The following is a 16,889-nucleotide window of genomic DNA, read 5'->3' on the forward strand; positions in this document are numbered from 1 at the left end:
GCGCGCGCGGGAACGGCTGTTCCATCGCGCGCGCCACGGGCTGTTGTTAAAACTTATGTACGATGCCGGCCTGCAGACCCGTCAGGCGCTTGCCGTTGACATCCGCCCCCGCCAGGTTGGCCGAGGGACCGGCCGAGCCGCTGAAGCGAAAACCGGCGTTCGCTTCGTTCTTCATCACGCTGGCAAAGCCGTACAACACGGTGCGCTTGGACAGGTCGTAATACGCGCCCACGTTGCCGCCACGCGCACCGGCGTCGCCGCCCGAGGTGTCGCGCATCACCCCATACAGCGCGCCCACCCGCAACTGGCTGGCGACGCGATAATCGGCCGACAGCTGGTACAGGTTGTAGTAACGGCCCGCATTAACGTCGGTGCCGGCGAAGAAGTTGTTCGGGTTGCTGACGTTGTTGAGGATGGTGCCGGCGTTGCGGCCATTGGCGTTACCGGTCGAGTTGTTGCTGCGGGCGATGGCCAGGTAGACAGTGCCGGCGCTGTATTTATAGTCGGCGTAGACGTTGTGGTAGACGACCTTGTCATGCACGGTGGCCGTGACGCTGTTTGGGCTGGCCTGGAAGCCAGCGTAACCGGCGCGGTAAGGGCCGTCCTGGTAATCGAGCGCCAGTTGCAGGATGGCGCTGTTGCCACGGGTGGCGCCGCCATTTTCCGGCAACGCGTAATGCAGCGCCAGTTGCACGCCACCCAGGCGCGGCGAGCGGTACGACAGGTCGTTGTCATAGCGCGAAGGAATGCCGAAGGTATTGAAGATGGAACCGAAGGTGGTGCGGTCGGTGTAATCGATAGCGCCGCCGATCAGGAAGATCTCGGTGTTCTGGCGCCCGATCCGGTACTCGCCGTGGGGCGCGGCGATGCCCACCCAGGCCTGCCGGTCGAACAGGCGGGTGGTGTCGGCGCCGGTTCCCGTGTCCGCGTTGAGGCCCTGCTCCAGGTTGAAACGCACCTGGTAGCCGCCGCCGATATCTTCCACGCCACGGAAGCCGAGCCGGCTGCGCAGGATGGCGCCATCGTTCAAGCCCGTGATGTGGGCGCCGCTGCTGCTGCGGATATAACCCAGGTATTCGTCGAAGTTGCCGTAGATGGTGACGTTCGACTGCGCCTGCGCAGCGCCCACGGCCGACCAGGCGGCCACACAGGCAAGCGCCAGTAATTGCTTGTTCATGCTATCTCCATATTGTTTTCGTTGTATCGCCGCGCCGCCGGAGTTCCGGTACGCCGCGCATGTCCCCTCAGGTACTGCCGCGAAGTGAGGGGCCTTCGTTTTGCTAAATCGTTGCTAAACCGGTTCTCCGGCCAGCGCGTCAATGGCCAACGCATAGCCGCGCACACCCAGCCCCACGATCACACCCGCCGCCACCGGCGACAGCCAGGAGTGATGGCGGAACGGCTCCCGCGCGTGGACATTCGAGATGTGCAGCTCGATCACCCGTACTGCCGCGCCCTTGATGGCGTCATGCAGGGCCAGCGAGGTATGGGTGTAGGCGCCGGCGTTGAACACCACCCCCAGCAGTTCACCCCGTGCCTGGGCGGCGCCCGCCTCGTGCAGCGCGTCGATCAGCACGCCCTCGTGATTCGTTTGGCGGAAATCCAGCGCCAGGCCATGCCGTTCGCACGCCTGTGCGCATAAACGTTCCACGTCCGCCAGCGTGGCCGCGCCATACACGGCCGGTTCGCGCTGGCCCAGCAGATTCAGATTGGGGCCATTCAGTACCAACACCTTGTTCGCTTGCGTTCCCATCGCGCGCTCCCTTACGCCATGGCCGCGCAGGCGGCGCTGGGGCGGCGCACGTCCAGGCTGCGCCGCAAGACCTGGTCGGTCACCCACTTGGCAGCCCGGTGGGCGCGCTGCGCCACGATCTCCGGCGCCAGCTGCAGGTAGTCGTCGTTGAAGACCTCGAAGCTGTAGTCGCCCCGGTAGCCGCCCCGGTCCAGCCGGCGCAGCAGGTCCGTCAGCTCGGCCGAATGGGCGCCCTCGCCCGGGAATACGCGCAGGTGGCGGGCCGTTTCCAGCCTTTCCTCGGCGCTGCGGATATCGCGCCACATGAAGTCCGACAGCTGCACCATCGCGATCTTGGCGCTGGGGATATCCTGCAGGCCATCGAGGCTGGCCCGGTTGGCCAGCATGTGGAAGGAATCGATCACCACACCCAGGTTGGCGTGATCGGCCAGCTCCACCGCTTCCCACGACTGCTCGTATTGGTTGACGTGACGGCCCCAGGACAAGGCCTCATAGCCCACCCGCACCCCCAGCGGCACGGCCAGCGTGGCCAGCTTGGCCAGATGGCGGGCGATCAGCGGCATGGAGGCGCTGGCATGGCTGGAGGTGCTGGAGCAGACCATCAACAGCGGCGCACCCACGGCCTGGCACACCAGCAACATCTGGCGGGCGATGTCGAGCTTGTACTCGTGCAGCGCGCCGTCCAGTCCCTCGTAGTCGCGCATCACCTGGATGCCCGTCACCCGCACGCCGCTGGCGCGCACCAGCCGCACCGCCTCATCGAGCCCGCCGGGGTGCCCGGCCAGGTCCCTGGCCCACAGCATGATCTGGCTGAAACCGGCCGCCCGCGAGGCGCGCAGCTTGGCTTCCAGCGGGCCGGCCAGGGTGATGCTGTCCATGCCGAAATTGGAGAGATTCACAGGGCCTCCAGCGCACGGAAGGCGTCCGACGACACGCCGGGCCAGCCAAACAGCTCCAGGTACAAGGGCGCCTGCTCGATCAGCATCTCCTTGCCCTTCTGGATGCGGCAGCCCATTTCCTGCGCCTGGCGCAGCAGCCGGGTCATCTCGATCTTCATGCCGCAATCGGCCACCACGCAGCCGGGCGACACGCCGCGCAGGTCAATAGGCAATGGGTCGTCCGCGTGCATGCCCAGCGGGGTCGAATTGACCACCACGTCGAAACCGGCGGCGGCCGGCGGCGCGATCACAAACTCCACGGAGGGAAACGCTTGCTGCAAGCGGGCCTGCAAGGCGCTGGCCTGTTCGGTGCGTGTGTCGTAGATGGCCACCTGGCCGATACCGCGCTCGGCCAGCGCATAGGCGATGGCGCAGCCAACGCCGCCGCTGCCCACCACCAGCGCGCGCGCCGCCGGCCAGTTCAGCGGCTTCCCGGCGCAGGTGCGGTCGAAGGCGCGGATGAAACCTTCGCCGTCGATCAGGTCGCCCAGCAGCATGCCTTCCGCATCCTTGTAGATGGCGTTGCAGGCGCCGGCCAGCACGGCGCGATTGCTGGGCTGTTCGACGGCGCTCACGCTCATCGGCTTGTGCGGAATGGAGACGAAGATGCCGCCCACATTGGGGAACGACATCAGCATGCGCACGGCCGCCGTGTACGATTCGGGCGGCACCTTGAGCGGGACCACGCGCGCATCGATGCCATGGCGCTGGAAGTAGGCGTTGAACAGCGCGGGTGCCTTGACCTGCTCGACCGGCCAGCCGATCACGGGGAAGATACGGGTGGTGCCTGAAATCTCAATCATGGTGGTTCTCCAGGTGGCTTACGACCAGCTCGAAGCTGACGCCGCCTTTGTAAAGTTGGGTGAGTGCGCCGCGTTCGCTGGACTGGGCCGGCGCGCGGTCGATGAAGACGATGCCGCGCCGCTGCAAGGTCCGAACGGCCTCCAGCACGTCCGGCACGCCGAAGCCGACGCGGATCAATTGTTCGCCCCACTGCAGGCCGCCCGCGCCTTCGGGCGGTTCGACCAGTTGCAGGTAGAAGCGGTGGCATGGGCTTTCCAGCAGCGTGCCCTTGGGGACGACGCCGAAATACCGTCCTTCCGGCAGCACGCGGAAGTCCATCAACTGCTGGTAGAAATCGATCCATTCCGGCGCGCGGCCGGCGCCGATGGCTTGCACCACGCCGAAAAAGTGCATGCCGGCCAGCGCGGGCGGATTAGCCGGCGCATGGGGAATCGGCTTGAAGTCGACGTCGTAGATGGAGAAGTCGCGGAACCGGTCGACAAAGTAGAGAATGGAATCGCCGGCGCCATGCACGCCAGGGATGTTCAGTTCCATCACCCCGGCCCGGGTCTGGATCGCCCAGGCGCCCATGTCGATCGCGTGGCGGTAGGCGGCGTCCGCGTCGCGCACCCGCAGGGCGATGGCGCTGATGACGGTGGACTGGGGATCGGTGCCCGACTGCGGCAAGGCGCGCGGATCGGCGTTGACGATCACGTTCATCGTGCCCTGGCGATACAGGGTCACTTCCCGCGAACGGTGGCGGGCAGTGGCCACGAACCCCATCTGTTCCAGCAGCGCGCCAAACGCCAGCGGCTGGGCACTCGCATATTCGACGAACTCGATGCCGTCGATGCCCAATGGATTGTGCGGTTCCGGATTGTGTTCTTGCGCCGTCATCATGGTCCTCACTCGGTTGAATGAGGCCAGTGTAGAAAGCGGCAAGGACAAAAAACAGCCGTCAAAATGGCGATTTTTGCGCTACTCGCGCATCATGCGCGATAAGCGCGCAAATGCCCGTATTTTTCTTATCCTGGGTCAAATTTGGACGGTCACGGCCTGCGAGTGTGGTGTTTTTGCCCATTGCGCGATCAACGCGCAGTACGCGCGTGATGCGCGCAAATAGCACGGTCGCCGCTTGTACCACCCCGGGCGGCGGCATACCATCGCAACGCATCCGCATTCAAGCTCAGGGGCCACCGCCATGTCTTCACGCCTGCACCGTTCCGGCGCGCCGGTAAGCGCGCTCCATGCCCCCGAACGCCAACAGGCCCAGCGCGGCGCTGATGCAGCTCATGGCCAGCACCAGCGTGGCCGACGCGTCCAACTGGCTGTGCGACACCAGTTGGCCAGCGACGAAGGCCATGGAGGTGATGATGCAGCCGGACACCGCCGCCGCCCGCCCGGCCTGCGCGGGGAACGGTTCCACCGCCCCGCCCTGCCCGCACGGCTGGTGGATACCATGCCCCAGCATGTACACGCATTGCGGCACCAGCAGCGCCCATGGCGCATGCACGCCCGCTTGCGCCAGCAGCAACTGGCCGGCGCCGCCGGCCATGGACAACAATGCCCCCATACGCACCACACGCGGCACGGGATAGTGGCGCAAGCTGCGCCGGCAGATCACCGTGCCGACCAGGAAAGCCAGCGTACAGGCGGCCGGCACGGCGCCGTAGGCCACACGGGACATGCCGAAATCGCGGATGAAGACGAACGGCGACAACAGCAGGAAGCACATGATGCCGCTGAAGCTGATCCCGGCCAGCAGCGACGAGGCCAGGAAACGGGGATGGCGCACCATGGCCCAATAGCCCGTCACATCGGCATCACCGGCGGCAGCGGGCGCGCGCGTCTCCGGCAGTCCCCGCCACACAGCCAGCCAGGCCAGTGCGCCGAATCCGGCCACCAGCGCCAGCGTCCAGTGCCAACCCAGCCACTGAGTGACCAGGCCGCCGGCCAGTGGACTCAGTACGCCGATCGTGCCCATGCCCGTCATGCTGCGCGCCATCACGCCCATGCCGGCCGGACCGGCGTACAGGTCGCGGATCACGGCGCGCGCACCGATCACGCAGGCGGCGGCCGCCATGCCCAGCAAGACCCGGCTGGTGATCAGCGTTTCCAGCCCGCCGGCCAGCGCGCCCGTCACGGCGGCCGCCACGTACAGGGTCAAACCGCCCAGCAGCAAGGAGCGGCGGCCGATGCGGTCGGCGCGCCAGCCGATTGCCAACTGGGCCAGGCCGAAGGCGAGGAGGAAGGCCGTCAGCGTCCACTGGACGGGACCGGCGCGGCCACCGAACTGGCTGGCGATCTGCGGCAAGGCGGGCAGGTAGACGTCGGTGGCCACCAGTTGACAGGCCAGCAGCAATACCAGCACTGTGCCCAGCGCGGGTCGCGTACGCGCGTTGGCGCTCAAGCCTGCGCTCATGGCTGCACCGTCGTGACGTGGTTGCACATGGCGGCGGGCCGCGCGGAATGGAAGGCGGGGGTCATCGGGAATCCTTGTGAGTCGGCGCGAGCTGCCGTGGCACGGCCGGGATACCGGACGCCTCCCGATTGTAGAAACCAGGCCCGCTTCAAGATAGAGGCGAACAAGGTCAAACATGCGACAATCGCACCAGGTGCGCGATTGTCGCGCAATTCAAGGAAATCAGGATGAAGAAGCCGGCTTTGCAGGATGTCGTCGTCGCCAAGCGCGACCAGATCGAGGGCTTGATCAAGGGCGTGGACGTGATCCGCGCTTTCGACCATGAATCGGTGCGGCTCACGCCGACGGAACTGGGAGAACGGGTCAACCTCAGTCGCACGGCGGCGCGCCGTTACCTGCTCACGCTGGTGCATATCGGCCTGGCCGCCACCGACGGGCGCACTTTCTGGCTACGCCCCAGTGTGCTCAGCCTGGGGCACGCCTATGTGGATTCGGCCCGTTTGCCGCGCGCCGTGGTGCCCTACCTGCAGCGGCTCACCAACCAGTTGCAGGAATCGACCAACTATTCCGTGCTCGATGGCGACGATGTGGTCTACGTGAGCCGGGTGAATGCGCCGCGCATCCTGCTGGCCGGCTTCGACCCAGGCATGCGGCTGCCAGCCTACACTTCCACAGCCGGGCGCGTGCTGCTGTCATCGCTCACCGACGACGCACTGCACGCCTATCTGGCCCGCATCACCCCCATCGCCTACACGCACCTGACGGTGACGGACAAGGAGCAGTTGTTCCGCGAGATCGTCGCCATCCGCGAAGATGGCTTCGGCTCCACCGAGAACCAGTACGAGATGGGCTTGCGCGGCATCTCCGTGCCCGTCAAGAGCCGCGGTGGCACGGTGGTCGGCGCGCTGTCGACCTCCATGGCCACCACCAGCGGCACCCGCAAGGAAGCCATCGCCCGTTGCGTGCCGGCCATGCAGGCCACGGCCAATACACTGATGCTGTGGGTCTGATGCAGCGCTTGGCGCAAGCTGCTGGTCAACCTGAAGGCGGAACAGATCGGGTTCTTCATCGCCAGATCCGTGGTAAAGTACATGCGAGTACACACAAGTACATACGAGGATAGCCATGCGAACCACACGGGCATTCAAGAACGGCAACTCGCAGGCGGTGCGCATTCCAGCCGAGATCGCCTATGAGAGAACGGATATTGAGCTGGAAATCGAGCGTATCGGAGAAGAAATCAGGATCCGTCCGGCGCGACGCCCTTTGACCGGCGTCATGAAGAAATTCGCCCGGTTCGGGCCCGACTTTCTGGCCGAGGGACGCGGCGACCATGAGCAGAGCGACCGGGAGCCATTGTAATGGCGTTGTACATGCTCGATACCAATATGTGCATCTACCTGATGAAGAACCAGCCCGATCAGGTCGCCCGCCGTTTCGCTCAATGTTATGTGGGCGACGTCGTCATGTCCGCCATCACATTTGCCGAATTACAGTATGGCGTCACAGTGTCGCAAAACAGTGCGCGGGAAAGCCATCATCTGGCCGCACTCATTGAAGACATCCCGGTAATGCCGTTCGATGCGGCGGCGGCGTTGTCATATGGCGCGATACGGCAAGCCACACGCGAACGCAAAAGAGACCAGCTCGACAAACTGATCGCGTCGCATGCCGTATCCCTCAACGTGGCGCTGGTAACGAATAACGAGCGTGACTTTGGCGCGTATCCCGGCTTGCGAATTGAGAACTGGCTCAACAATTAAATGAACCGGGGGCGATTCCAGGCGCATCGCCCGCCCCTTCGAAACGGCCATGATGTGTGCGTTTTTTACACGCACGCCCCGGCGAGGGACTATTTCCCAGCTACACGACCTGTTAGACTCTTATCCCTTGCAGTACATAGCGGCATTGTTGTCAAATAATTATACGTGTGGTGAAACTAACATTCCAAGGCCGGGCCGGGGGTGGCGGTAGCACGACCAGACTGGGGAATGGTTCTATGATCAACGACAAGGCGCGCTGGAAACCGGCGCTGCTGGCCGCATCCGTGTCGGCCGCATTGCATGGTGTCGCGCATGCGCAAACTTCGCCGTCCGTGCCCGGCAGTGCCGATGGACAGATACAGGAAGTGGTGGTCACCGCGCAGCGCACCACCTCGCTGGAATCGCGCACCCCGGTGGCCATGTCGGTGCTGACGGGCGAACAACTGCGCCTGGCCGGCCTGGACCAACCGTCCGCGCTGGCCGCGCGCCTGCCCAATGTGCACCTGGACGGCGCCGCCGCTGCGTTGAAAATCACCATCCGCGGTGTGACCAACGCCGACACGACGGAAAAAGGCGACCCGTCGGCCGCCTTCATGGTCGATGGCGTCTACCTGGCCCGTCCCACGCAGCAAAACCTGAGCTTTTACGACGTGGACCGGATCGAAGTGCTGCGCGGCCCGCAGGGCACCCTGTACGGCCGCAACACGACGGCCGGCGCCATCAACGTGATCACCAACGCCCCCAGCCGCCAGCTGGAAGGCGCAGTCGGCGTGGAGCTGGGCGACTACGCCAGCCGCAAGGTCAACGCCATGCTCAACGTGCCTGTCAACGAGACGCTGGCGCTGCGCGCGGCCGTGGCCGCGAACCGCCACGACAGCTACCTGATCAACGGCCAGGGCACGCCCTACACGCTGGGCCTGGACCGCGATGACGTATCGGGCCGCCTGTCAGCCAGGCTGGCGCTGAGCCCCGCCGCCTCGCTGCTGCTGCGCGCCGACCACAGCACGGTGCACGACAACAGCGACCGCATCGTCCCCGACACCAACTTCTACCACGGCGTGGCCAGCGGCCAGCCCACCTGGTACGACGCCAGCACCGACCAGCGCCTGACCAATGGCTTCGTGCCGCCCAACACTCGTCCCGAACAGGGCTACGACCACAGGACCACGACCGGCCTGTCGGCCGAACTGGCGTGGAACCTGGGACCGGCCACCGTGACCTGGCTGGGCGCCCACCGCCGCTTCGATAACCACATCCTGTTCAACTATTACTACCGCGTCAAGCCGGGCTTCGCCATCGGCGTGCACCAGAATTTCGACGGTGCCAACACGCAGGACTCGCACGAGCTGCGCGTGGCCACCAACGGCAACGGTCCGGTCAGCGCGCAGGCCGGCCTGTATTACTTCCACGAAGAGACGGACACGCTGTACACCTTCCGCGACCTGACCCTGCTTGGCCTGCCGCCGTACTACGTGTTCCCCACCGGCCCCACCATCGCGCGCAGCAAGGCCGTGTTCGGCCAGGCCACATGGCGCATGACGGAGCGCCTGCGTGCCACGGCCGGCGTGCGCTACACGGGCGACGACAAATCGCGCGTGGGCTCCACCAATTTCCAGCAAGGCCCCAGCTTCAACCCGGCCACCGACTTCAAGCTGCTCAACGCGGCTGAAATCGACACCCACAAGAATACCTGGCGCCTGGGCCTTGACTACGACGTCACGCCCGCCACCTTCGCCTATGCCACCCTGTCCACCGGCTACAAGGCGGGCGGTTTCAACGACGGCTGCCTGGCCGGCAGCACGGCATTGGGCATCCGCTGCCCGGCCGCCGTGGCCGTCCCCGCCAGCACGCTGTACTACCAGCCCGAAACGCTGACGGCGCGCGAGGCCGGCCTCAAGACCCGCTTCTGGGACAAGCGCGCCAGCCTGAACCTGGCCGTGTTCGACTACGACTACCGCAACCTGCAGTTGTCGGGCGTGGCCATCGTGCAGGGCGCGCCGCGCTACGTGACCACCAACGCCGGGGTGGCCAGCGTCAAGGGCCTGGAGGCGGATGGCCAGGTCAACCCCACGGCCGACGACAAGATCAGCTACGGCCTGACCCTGCTCGACGCCCACTACGTGTCCTACACCCCGGACGACGTGCATTCCTGGGCCGGCACCAAGCTCGATCGGGCGCCCGCCAACACCGTCACGGCCGGCTACGAACACCGCTTCCTGCTGGCCGCTGGCCAACTGCGGGCCGGCATCCTGGCGCGCCGCAGCGCCGCCTACATCATCGGCGTGCCGACCCAGCAACTGCGCTACACCATCCCGGCCCGCACCGCCAGCGACCTCACCGTGCGCTACCAGCCCAACGGCGCGCCATGGAGCGTGCAGGCGCAAGTGAGAAATATGGAAAACAGGGTGCAACCGATCGCCATCGACAGTTTCGGCATGGTGGTGCCCAGCGACCCAAGAACCGTCGCCGCGCGTTTCGACTACCGTTATTGAAGTCCGTTATTGAAAACCCGTAGCAGCCAGTCCACCGCGTTCGCGCGGCGCCCGTCAACTCTGTGATCCGAAAAGTCCGCTCATGAAGTCTGTCCTGCACCACCTGCCCCGCTGCACCAATGTTCTGCTGATCGTGTTCCTGGCCGTCACGCTGTCGCGTGGCTATGGCGACACCACCAAGCTGCTGATCGTCAGTTCCCTCATCATGTTCGCTTGCTGCTGGAGCAGCGCCATCCACCTGCTGGGCGCGCGCGCGGCCCGCAACTTTGTCGTCATCGGCGTGGTGCTGGGCTGGATAGCGGAACAACTGGGCTCCAGCTACGGCTGGTTCTTCGGCAGCTACACCTACACGGACGTGCTGGGCCCACGGCTGGGCGATGTCCCCGTCATCATTCCCCTCATGTGGTTCGCGCTGTGCTACGTGGCCTACGTGATCGGCAACCTGATCGTGTGGCAGTCGCCCACGGACGGCGTGGCCCCGCTGCGCCAGACGCTCGTCATGTCGCTGCTGGCGGCCATGCTGGTGACGGCCTACGACCTGGGCGCCGATCCCTACATGGTGTACGGCCTGAAAGCCTGGATCATGACCAAGACGGACGGCTGGTGGTTCGGTGAAACGCTGGAAGGCTTCGTGGGCTGGATGCTGGTGTCGTTCACCATCGTGTTCCTGTTCCGCCTCACCCTGCGCAAGCGCGCGCCCGTGGCCACGCTGCCGGTGGCGCGCCGCCACGCCATGGTGCCGCTGCTGGTCTACGGCGGCAGCATGGCGTTCCAGGTGGCCGAAGGCACGCCGGTGGAAACCCGCACCATCGCCCTGTTCGCGATGGGCATCCCGCTGCTGGTGGCCCTGTGCGGATTCGAACGGTGGCGCCAACCGGGCCAGGCCAGCTCCCCGGCCAACGCGGCCAAACGACAAGCGGTGGAGGCATGATGCGCGACACTATTTCCCGTTCCAGCACCCTGCGCGCCGATCCGCTGGCCGACGACACCATCGCCCGCATCCTGGGCCCGTGGGACAAGCACGGCGACAACGCGGCCCAATGGCAAGCCATTGCCACCATCAACGACCAGCTCACGCAATGGCAGGCCAACGGCGCCCTGCCCGGCTGGCGCGCCGGTGCGCACGTGCCGCCCGCCATCGCCGCCGCGCTGGAACACTACATCCAGGCCGGCTTGCGCCTGCCCGCCTGGGCCGAGCCGGCCAAGATCGCCCGCGCCGAGGAACTGTTCATGGACATGAGCATGCTCTCGTGCACCCTGCTGTTCTGCGCCAGCCTGCCCGAATGCTATGTGATTCCCGACCTGGCCGGCGTGCTGCACGCGGCCGGCCAGCTGGAGCAGCACACCGATTACCGCATCCGCTCCACGGCCGCCATGCTGTTCCCCGTCATGATGGGCGGCGGCCTGACGGACGCCAGCGGCGGCGGCGTGGCGCAAACGCTCAAGGTACGCCTGATCCACGCCACCATCCGCCATCTTATCCTGCGCGGCAATCCATCCGACGCGGCCCGTCCCGAAGCGCCGGCCGTGGTGCCGCCGATGCCCATGCTGGCCGGCCAGCCACACAGCATGCAGGGCACCTTGTACGCCCACGGCTGGAACGTGGAACGCGACGGCCTGCCTTGCAACCAGGAGGAACTGGCTTACACCCTGCTCACCTTCAGCTACGTGTTCCTGCGCGCGCTGCGCAAGCTGGGCCTGGGCCTGCCGGCCGAGGACGAACATGCCTACCTGCACACCTGGAACGTGGTCGGCCACGTGCTCGGTATCGAACGCGCCATGATGGCCGACACGATGGAACAGGCCGAGTCGCTGTTCAACCGCATGCAGGCCGGCGGCCGCGCTCACCCCTACCTGCCCGATGCCCGCCCGGCGCTGGGCGCGGCCCTGATGCAGACCATGGAAAAGGAGCTGCCGCTGCGCGTGCTCAAGCCTTTCCCCGTGCTGCTCACGCGCCACCTGTGCGGCTCCGCCACCTCGCACGACCTGGGATTGACGGGCCGCGTATCGTGGCTGTCGCGCGCCCTGTTCACCGTTTCGATGGGCACCATCCGCCTGATCGACGGCACGGCGCGTTTGTTCTGGCCGCAGTTCTCGCTGTCGCGCCTGGTCACGCGCGTGGTCGGCTACCAGTTCACCGTCAAGCTGCTGATGGACCAGACCCGGCCCCTGAAGCTTCCCGAAGCCCTGCTCAACCAGGTCGGCGCCGTCACCTCCGACTGGGCTGAGGACCGCCAGGCGCCGCGCTGGGTCAACGCACTCGAAGCGCGCCTGACGGGCCGCCGCAAGCGTTTGATCCCGACCGGACCGCAACCATGACCAGGGCGCCGTTGTTCGCCGCGCGGTCGCTGCTGGCGCCGTTGCTGTTGCTGCTGTTCCTGCTGCCCTTCGCCACCTGGGCCGCCCCCGCCCCCCTGCTGCTGGACGACGCGCGCGGCCACGTCGATGCGTGGCCGGCCCTGACCGTGCTGTCCGACCCCGGCGGCCAACTGGATATTGCAGGCGCGCGCGCCGCCGCCGCCCGCTTCACCCCACCCGATTCAGCCTACGCCACCCTGGGCGTGCACCGCGACGTGGTGTGGCTGCGCATCCCGGTCGTCGTGGCCGATGGCAGCGACGGCGACTGGATCCTCAATATCGACTATGCGCCCCTCAACCGGGTCGACGTCTATGTCAGCGCCGACGGCACGCTGGTGCACCACGAGGCCATGGGCAATCTGCTGCCGGGCGCCCCGTCCGGCGCGCGGGGCCGGGCCCCGGCCATGGCCCTCAAGCTGGCGCAGGGCAGCGGCCAGGAACTGTGGCTGCGGGTGGAGAACACCGGCTCGATGATCCTGCCGATCCGCCTGTCCACACCGGCCGCCTTCCACGCGGCCGCCCTTAATGAGCAGATGCTGCAAGGCTTGCTGACCGGCCTGAGCCTGTGCCTGCTGCTCTACAGCCTGGCCCAATGGATCAACCTGCGCGAGCCACTGTTCGGCAAATACGCGCTGCTGACAGCCGGCACCACCATGTTCTCTGTCGAGTTCTTCGGCCTGGGCGGCCAATACCTGTGGGGCAGCGAACGGTGGATGACCATGCACGCCGGCGGCCTGTTCGCGCTGATGGCCTCTTGCGGCGCCTACCTGTTCGTGGAGCAGGCGCTGGCGCGCCCCGGCATGGACCGCGTGTTCAGCCGCCTGATGCGCGGCGGCGCCGTGCTGGCCCTGCTCAGCGCCCTCGCCTACGCCACCGACCTGATCGGCGTGCAGACGCTGGTGGCCATCGTCAGCACGCTGGGCCTGATGCCCATGTTGCTGGGCCTGCCGGGCGCCTTCATGCGGGCCCGCCGCGGCGACGCCGTCGGCATCTACTTCCTGATTGGCTGGGCCGTCAGCTTCATGTCCTCGGTGCTGCTGTCGCGCGTCATCAACGGCGCCGTGGCGGCCAACTTCTGGACCATGCACGCGCTCCAGTTCGGCAATATGTTCGACATGCTGGTGTTCATGCGCATCCTGGGCCTGCGCACCAAGGCCATGCAAAGCGCCATGCTGCGCGCCGAAGCGGCCACCCGCATGAAATCGGACTTCCTGGCCAACATGAGCCACGAGATCCGCACCCCGCTCAATGCCATCATCGGCATGAGCCAGCTGGCCATGATGGCGGAACCGAGCCCCCGCCTGCGCAATTACGTGAGCAAGATCGAGGGCGCCGGCCAGCACCTGCTGGGTATCATCAACGACATCCTGGACTTCTCCAAGATCGAAGCGGGCAAGCTGGCGCTGGAAACCGTGCCGTTCGCGCTGGACGACCTGCTGGAACACCTGGCCAGCCTGACGGCCATCAAGACCGACGCCAAACGGGTGGAACTGGTGTTCCGGGTCGAGCGCGGCGTGCCGGCCCGGCTGGTGGGCGACCCGCTGCGGGTGGGCCAGATCCTGATCAACCTGACCAGCAACGCCGTCAAGTTCACCGACCGCGGCGAGATCGTGGTGGCGGTGGACGCGACCGAGCGCAAGGGCGAGCAGGTCACGCTGCGCTTCAGCGTCAGCGACACGGGTATCGGTATGGACGAGGAACAGCTGGTGCGCCTGTTCCAGTCCTTCAGCCAGGCCGACGGTTCCATCACGCGCCGCTACGGCGGCACGGGCCTGGGCCTGTCCATCTCCAAGCAACTGGTCGAACTGATGGGCGGCGCCATCCGCGTCAACAGCACGCCCGGCGTGGGCAGCCGCTTCAGCTTCACCGTCACGCTGGGCGTGGCCGATCCGGCCAGCGCCCCCGTGGCGCCGCCGGCGGCCGCCCTGCAGCAGGTGCGCGTGATGGTGGTGGACGACAGCGCCACGGCGCGCGACGCGCTGGTCGAGATGCTGGCGTCGTTCGGCGTCACGGCCCATGGGGCCAGCTCCGGCGAGCAGTCGCTGTACATGCTGGCGCGCGCCGCCGACGAGGGCCTGCCCTACCAGGTGGTGCTGATGGACTACATGATGCCGGGCTGGGACGGGGTGGAAACCATACGCCGTATCCAAGCCGACCCGCGCCTGGCTGCGCCGCCGGCCATTCTCATGGTCAGCGCCTGCACCCGCGAGACGGTGCAGCAGCAGGAAGGCCAGTTCCAGCTGCACGGCTTTCTCACCAAGCCGGTCGGCCCGGCCCTGTTGTATCACAGCCTGCTGCAAGTGCTGCGCCCGGACCTGGCCGGCCCCGACGTGGTGGGCCTGGGCATGCGGGCACCCGACCTGGCGCGCCTGGCCGGCGCCCGCATCCTGCTGGTGGACGACAACGCCAACAACCGCGAAGTGGCGCAGGATTTCCTGGCCATGGCGCAGGTCGAGGTGGACGTGGCCCTGCACGGCGGCGAAGCGGTACGCATGGTGCAGGAGCGCGACTACGACCTGGTGCTGATGGACATCCAGATGCAGGAAGTGGACGGCCTGACGGCCACTATGCGCATCCGCGCCCTGCCCGAGCTGCGCCAGCCGCCCATTATCGCCATGACGGCGCACGCCATGGCGGGCGACCGCGACAAGAGCCTGGCGGCCGGCATGAACGACCATGTGACCAAACCGATCAATCCCGAGCTGCTGTTCCGTGCCTTGCACAAGTGGATTGATCCGGCCCGCCTGGCCGGGCGCCAGCCGCCGGCCGCGCCGATGCTGGCCAACCTGGACGACAGCCAGGCCGGCACCGGCGCACCGCTGCCGCCCGTGCCCGGCATCATCTGGCAACAGGCGCTCGACGCCGTGGGCCAGCAGCGCGCCCGCCTGCACAAGCGCATCGCCAGTTTCCTGCGCGAGTACCAGGGCGCGCCGCAAGTCGTGCGCGAGGCGCTCGATGCGGGCCACCACCAGGCCCTGCAAAGCCTGGCCCACAACCTCAAATCGAGCGCGGCCTACCTGGGCGCGGCCGAGCTGTCGGCCCTGGCCAACAGTGTCGAACAGGCGCTGCGCTCGGGCCAGCACGAGCGGTGCGCGGCGCTGGCGCCGGAACTGGCGGACACGCTGGCCACGGTGCTGGCCGGCCTGGCCGCCATCGTGCCACAGCCCCCCATCCCGGCCGCGGCCCCCGGCCCCGCCGCGCCGGACGCGCCGGCCCCGGACATGCCAGGCGCCGCCACCCTGATCCGCCAGCTGGAAGCCTTCCTGCGCCACGACGACGCCCGCGCCGAAGACGCTCTGCACGCGCTGCAGGCCCTGCCGGGTGCGGCCCGCCACGGCGCACTGCTGGCGGCAATCCAGCAAGCCGTCGACGAGATCGAATATGATGTCGCTTTGGCACCGCTGGCGCAACTGGCGCTGGCCCTGAATTTGACTGTGGAACCGAGCGCATGAATTTGTCTGGAACGCAAAAAGTACTGATCGCCGACGACGACGCCATCAACCGCCAGGTGCTGGCCGAGCTGCTCAAGCCGGAATACACAGTGCTATTGGCAAAAAATGGCGAGCAGGCCCTGGAGCGGGCCACGCGCCATGCGCCCGACCTGATCCTGCTGGACGTGATGATGCCGGATATGGATGGCTACGAAGTGCTGCGCCGGCTGCGGGCCGACCCGCGTACGGCCGACATCGCCGTCATCTTCATCTCTGGTCTGGACCGTCCCGAAGACGAAGCCAATGGCCTCAAGATGGGCGTGGCCGACTACATCGCCAAACCGTTCAACGCCACCGTGGTGCTGGCGCGGGTGGCGCTGCACCTGCAGATGGTGCGCCAGCGCCGCATGCTCGAACACCTGGCCCACGTGGACGGCCTGACGGAGCTGGCCAACCGGCGCCGCTACGACGACATGTACGCCAACGAATGGCTGCGCACCCAGCGCAACGGGCGGCCGCTGTCGCTGGCAATGCTCGACATCGACTGCTTCAAGCAATACAACGACCATTACGGCCACCCGGCCGGCGACCGCGCGCTGCGCGCCGTGGCGCGCGCGGCCGCCGGCCAGATGCGCCGCCCGGCCGACCTGGCGGCCCGCTACGGCGGCGAGGAACTGGTGCTGCTGATGCCCGACACGGACGCGGCCCAGGCCCTGCAACTGGTACAAGCGATCCGCGCGGAGGTGGCGCAGCTGGCCATCGCCCATGCCGCCTCCAAGGCCGGCCCGCTGCTCACCGTCAGCGTGGGTGGCGCCACCTTGCGCCTGGGCGCGGGCGAAAGCGCCAACGAGCTGCTGGCTGCCGTGGACGCCCACCTGTACCTGGCCAAAGAGGCCGGCCGCGACCGCGTCAGCTGGCGGCCGGACCTGGCCCCGGCCCGCGATTGAAA

At 67.0% G+C, this 16,889-nt stretch carries 15 protein-coding genes; 9 read left to right on the forward strand and 6 right to left on the reverse strand.

What is annotated here, in order from left to right:
• Positions 1–46: 46 nt before the first annotated feature.
• The 5 genes from H3H39_RS12595 to H3H39_RS12615 form a co-directional block, all read right to left on the reverse strand.
• Positions 47–1,177: a porin gene (locus H3H39_RS12595; RefSeq protein WP_182153721.1), complete on the reverse strand. Its 1,131-nt coding sequence runs from the start codon at positions 1,175–1,177 to the stop codon at positions 47–49.
• A gap of 114 nt (positions 1,178–1,291) precedes the next feature.
• Positions 1,292–1,753, reverse strand: a complete 462-nt coding sequence (aroQ, locus tag H3H39_RS12600) for a type II 3-dehydroquinate dehydratase (RefSeq protein WP_182153722.1) — start codon at positions 1,751–1,753, stop codon at positions 1,292–1,294.
• 11 nt (positions 1,754–1,764) lie between these two features.
• Complete coding sequence (locus H3H39_RS12605; RefSeq protein WP_182153723.1) at positions 1,765–2,652, reverse strand: sugar phosphate isomerase/epimerase family protein; 888 nt, start codon at positions 2,650–2,652, stop codon at positions 1,765–1,767.
• Positions 2,649–3,494: a shikimate dehydrogenase family protein gene (locus tag H3H39_RS12610; protein WP_182153724.1), complete on the reverse strand. Its 846-nt coding sequence runs from the start codon at positions 3,492–3,494 to the stop codon at positions 2,649–2,651. Before H3H39_RS12610 ends, H3H39_RS12605 begins: the two co-directional genes overlap by 4 nt.
• Positions 3,487–4,371, reverse strand: coding sequence for a 4-hydroxyphenylpyruvate dioxygenase (locus H3H39_RS12615; RefSeq protein ID WP_182153799.1), 885 nt, complete (start codon positions 4,369–4,371; stop codon positions 3,487–3,489). Before H3H39_RS12615 ends, H3H39_RS12610 begins: the two co-directional genes overlap by 8 nt.
• A gap of 1 nt (position 4,372) precedes the next feature.
• Here H3H39_RS12615 and H3H39_RS12620 point away from each other — a divergent pair, with 1 nt between their 5' ends.
• Positions 4,373–4,597 carry a hypothetical protein gene (locus H3H39_RS12620; protein WP_182153725.1) on the forward strand — a complete coding sequence of 75 codons (225 nt, stop codon included), beginning with the start codon at positions 4,373–4,375 and terminating at the stop codon, positions 4,595–4,597.
• A gap of 84 nt (positions 4,598–4,681) precedes the next feature.
• Here H3H39_RS12620 and H3H39_RS12625 read toward each other — a convergent pair whose 3' ends face one another.
• Positions 4,682–5,896 (reverse strand): multidrug effflux MFS transporter, encoded by a 1,215-nt coding sequence (locus tag H3H39_RS12625; protein WP_182153726.1) that lies wholly within the window; start codon positions 5,894–5,896, stop codon positions 4,682–4,684.
• Positions 5,897–6,123: 227 nt separating this feature from the next.
• Here H3H39_RS12625 and H3H39_RS12630 point away from each other — a divergent pair, with 227 nt between their 5' ends.
• The 8 genes from H3H39_RS12630 to H3H39_RS12665 all read left to right on the forward strand — a co-directional run bounded on the left by H3H39_RS12630 (position 6,124) and on the right by H3H39_RS12665 (position 16,887).
• The gene (locus H3H39_RS12630) at positions 6,124–6,906 is read left to right on the forward strand and encodes an IclR family transcriptional regulator domain-containing protein (RefSeq protein ID WP_182153727.1); all 783 of its coding nucleotides are present in this window, start codon (positions 6,124–6,126) and stop codon (positions 6,904–6,906) included.
• A gap of 115 nt (positions 6,907–7,021) precedes the next feature.
• Positions 7,022–7,258, forward strand: a complete 237-nt coding sequence (vapB, locus tag H3H39_RS12635; protein ID WP_182153728.1) for a type II toxin-antitoxin system VapB family antitoxin — start codon at positions 7,022–7,024, stop codon at positions 7,256–7,258.
• A complete protein-coding gene (locus tag H3H39_RS12640) occupies positions 7,258–7,659 on the forward strand; it encodes a type II toxin-antitoxin system VapC family toxin (protein WP_182153729.1) in 402 nt (133 codons plus the stop codon). Before vapB ends, H3H39_RS12640 begins: the two co-directional genes overlap by 1 nt.
• Before the next feature lie 236 nt (positions 7,660–7,895).
• Positions 7,896–10,151, forward strand: coding sequence for a TonB-dependent receptor (locus tag H3H39_RS12645; RefSeq protein WP_182153730.1), 2,256 nt, complete (start codon positions 7,896–7,898; stop codon positions 10,149–10,151).
• 82 nt (positions 10,152–10,233) lie between these two features.
• The gene (locus tag H3H39_RS12650) at positions 10,234–11,082 is read left to right on the forward strand and encodes a carotenoid biosynthesis protein (protein WP_182153731.1); all 849 of its coding nucleotides are present in this window, start codon (positions 10,234–10,236) and stop codon (positions 11,080–11,082) included.
• Positions 11,079–12,470 carry an oxygenase MpaB family protein gene (locus tag H3H39_RS12655; protein ID WP_182153732.1) on the forward strand — a complete coding sequence of 464 codons (1,392 nt, stop codon included), beginning with the start codon at positions 11,079–11,081 and terminating at the stop codon, positions 12,468–12,470. The genes H3H39_RS12650 and H3H39_RS12655 overlap by 4 nt, the downstream gene beginning before the upstream one ends.
• Positions 12,467–15,961 (forward strand): hybrid sensor histidine kinase/response regulator, encoded by a 3,495-nt coding sequence (locus tag H3H39_RS12660; RefSeq protein ID WP_182153733.1) that lies wholly within the window; start codon positions 12,467–12,469, stop codon positions 15,959–15,961. Before H3H39_RS12655 ends, H3H39_RS12660 begins: the two co-directional genes overlap by 4 nt.
• Positions 15,958–16,887, forward strand: coding sequence for a diguanylate cyclase (locus H3H39_RS12665; protein WP_182153734.1), 930 nt, complete (start codon positions 15,958–15,960; stop codon positions 16,885–16,887). The genes H3H39_RS12660 and H3H39_RS12665 overlap by 4 nt, the downstream gene beginning before the upstream one ends.
• Positions 16,888–16,889: the final 2 nt, after the last annotated feature.

Origin of the sequence: Rugamonas apoptosis (assembly GCF_014042355.1) — a bacterium.
GTDB classification, from domain to species: Bacteria; Pseudomonadota; Gammaproteobacteria; order Burkholderiales; family Burkholderiaceae_D; genus Rugamonas; species Rugamonas apoptosis.

Excerpts from the sequence above, each read along its gene's own strand:
- H3H39_RS12595 (WP_182153721.1), bottom strand. The coding sequence starts at position 1,177 with ATGAACAAGCAATTACTGGCGCTTGCCTGTGTGGCCGCCTGGTCGGCC.
- aroQ (WP_182153722.1), bottom strand. The coding sequence starts at position 1,753 with ATGGGAACGCAAGCGAACAAGGTGTTGGTACTGAATGGCCCCAATCTG.
- H3H39_RS12610 (WP_182153724.1), bottom strand. The coding sequence starts at position 3,494 with ATGATTGAGATTTCAGGCACCACCCGTATCTTCCCCGTGATCGGCTGG.
- H3H39_RS12615 (WP_182153799.1), bottom strand. The coding sequence starts at position 4,371 with ATGACGGCGCAAGAACACAATCCGGAACCGCACAATCCATTGGGCATC.
- H3H39_RS12620 (WP_182153725.1), top strand. The coding sequence starts at position 4,373 with ATGGTCCTCACTCGGTTGAATGAGGCCAGTGTAGAAAGCGGCAAGGAC.
- H3H39_RS12625 (WP_182153726.1), bottom strand. The coding sequence starts at position 5,896 with ATGAGCGCAGGCTTGAGCGCCAACGCGCGTACGCGACCCGCGCTGGGC.
- H3H39_RS12630 (WP_182153727.1), top strand. The coding sequence starts at position 6,124 with ATGAAGAAGCCGGCTTTGCAGGATGTCGTCGTCGCCAAGCGCGACCAG.
- vapB (WP_182153728.1), top strand. The coding sequence starts at position 7,022 with ATGCGAACCACACGGGCATTCAAGAACGGCAACTCGCAGGCGGTGCGC.
- H3H39_RS12640 (WP_182153729.1), top strand. The coding sequence starts at position 7,258 with ATGGCGTTGTACATGCTCGATACCAATATGTGCATCTACCTGATGAAG.
- H3H39_RS12645 (WP_182153730.1), top strand. The coding sequence starts at position 7,896 with ATGATCAACGACAAGGCGCGCTGGAAACCGGCGCTGCTGGCCGCATCC.
- H3H39_RS12650 (WP_182153731.1), top strand. The coding sequence starts at position 10,234 with ATGAAGTCTGTCCTGCACCACCTGCCCCGCTGCACCAATGTTCTGCTG.
- H3H39_RS12655 (WP_182153732.1), top strand. The coding sequence starts at position 11,079 with ATGATGCGCGACACTATTTCCCGTTCCAGCACCCTGCGCGCCGATCCG.
- H3H39_RS12660 (WP_182153733.1), top strand. The coding sequence starts at position 12,467 with ATGACCAGGGCGCCGTTGTTCGCCGCGCGGTCGCTGCTGGCGCCGTTG.
- H3H39_RS12665 (WP_182153734.1), top strand. The coding sequence starts at position 15,958 with ATGAATTTGTCTGGAACGCAAAAAGTACTGATCGCCGACGACGACGCC.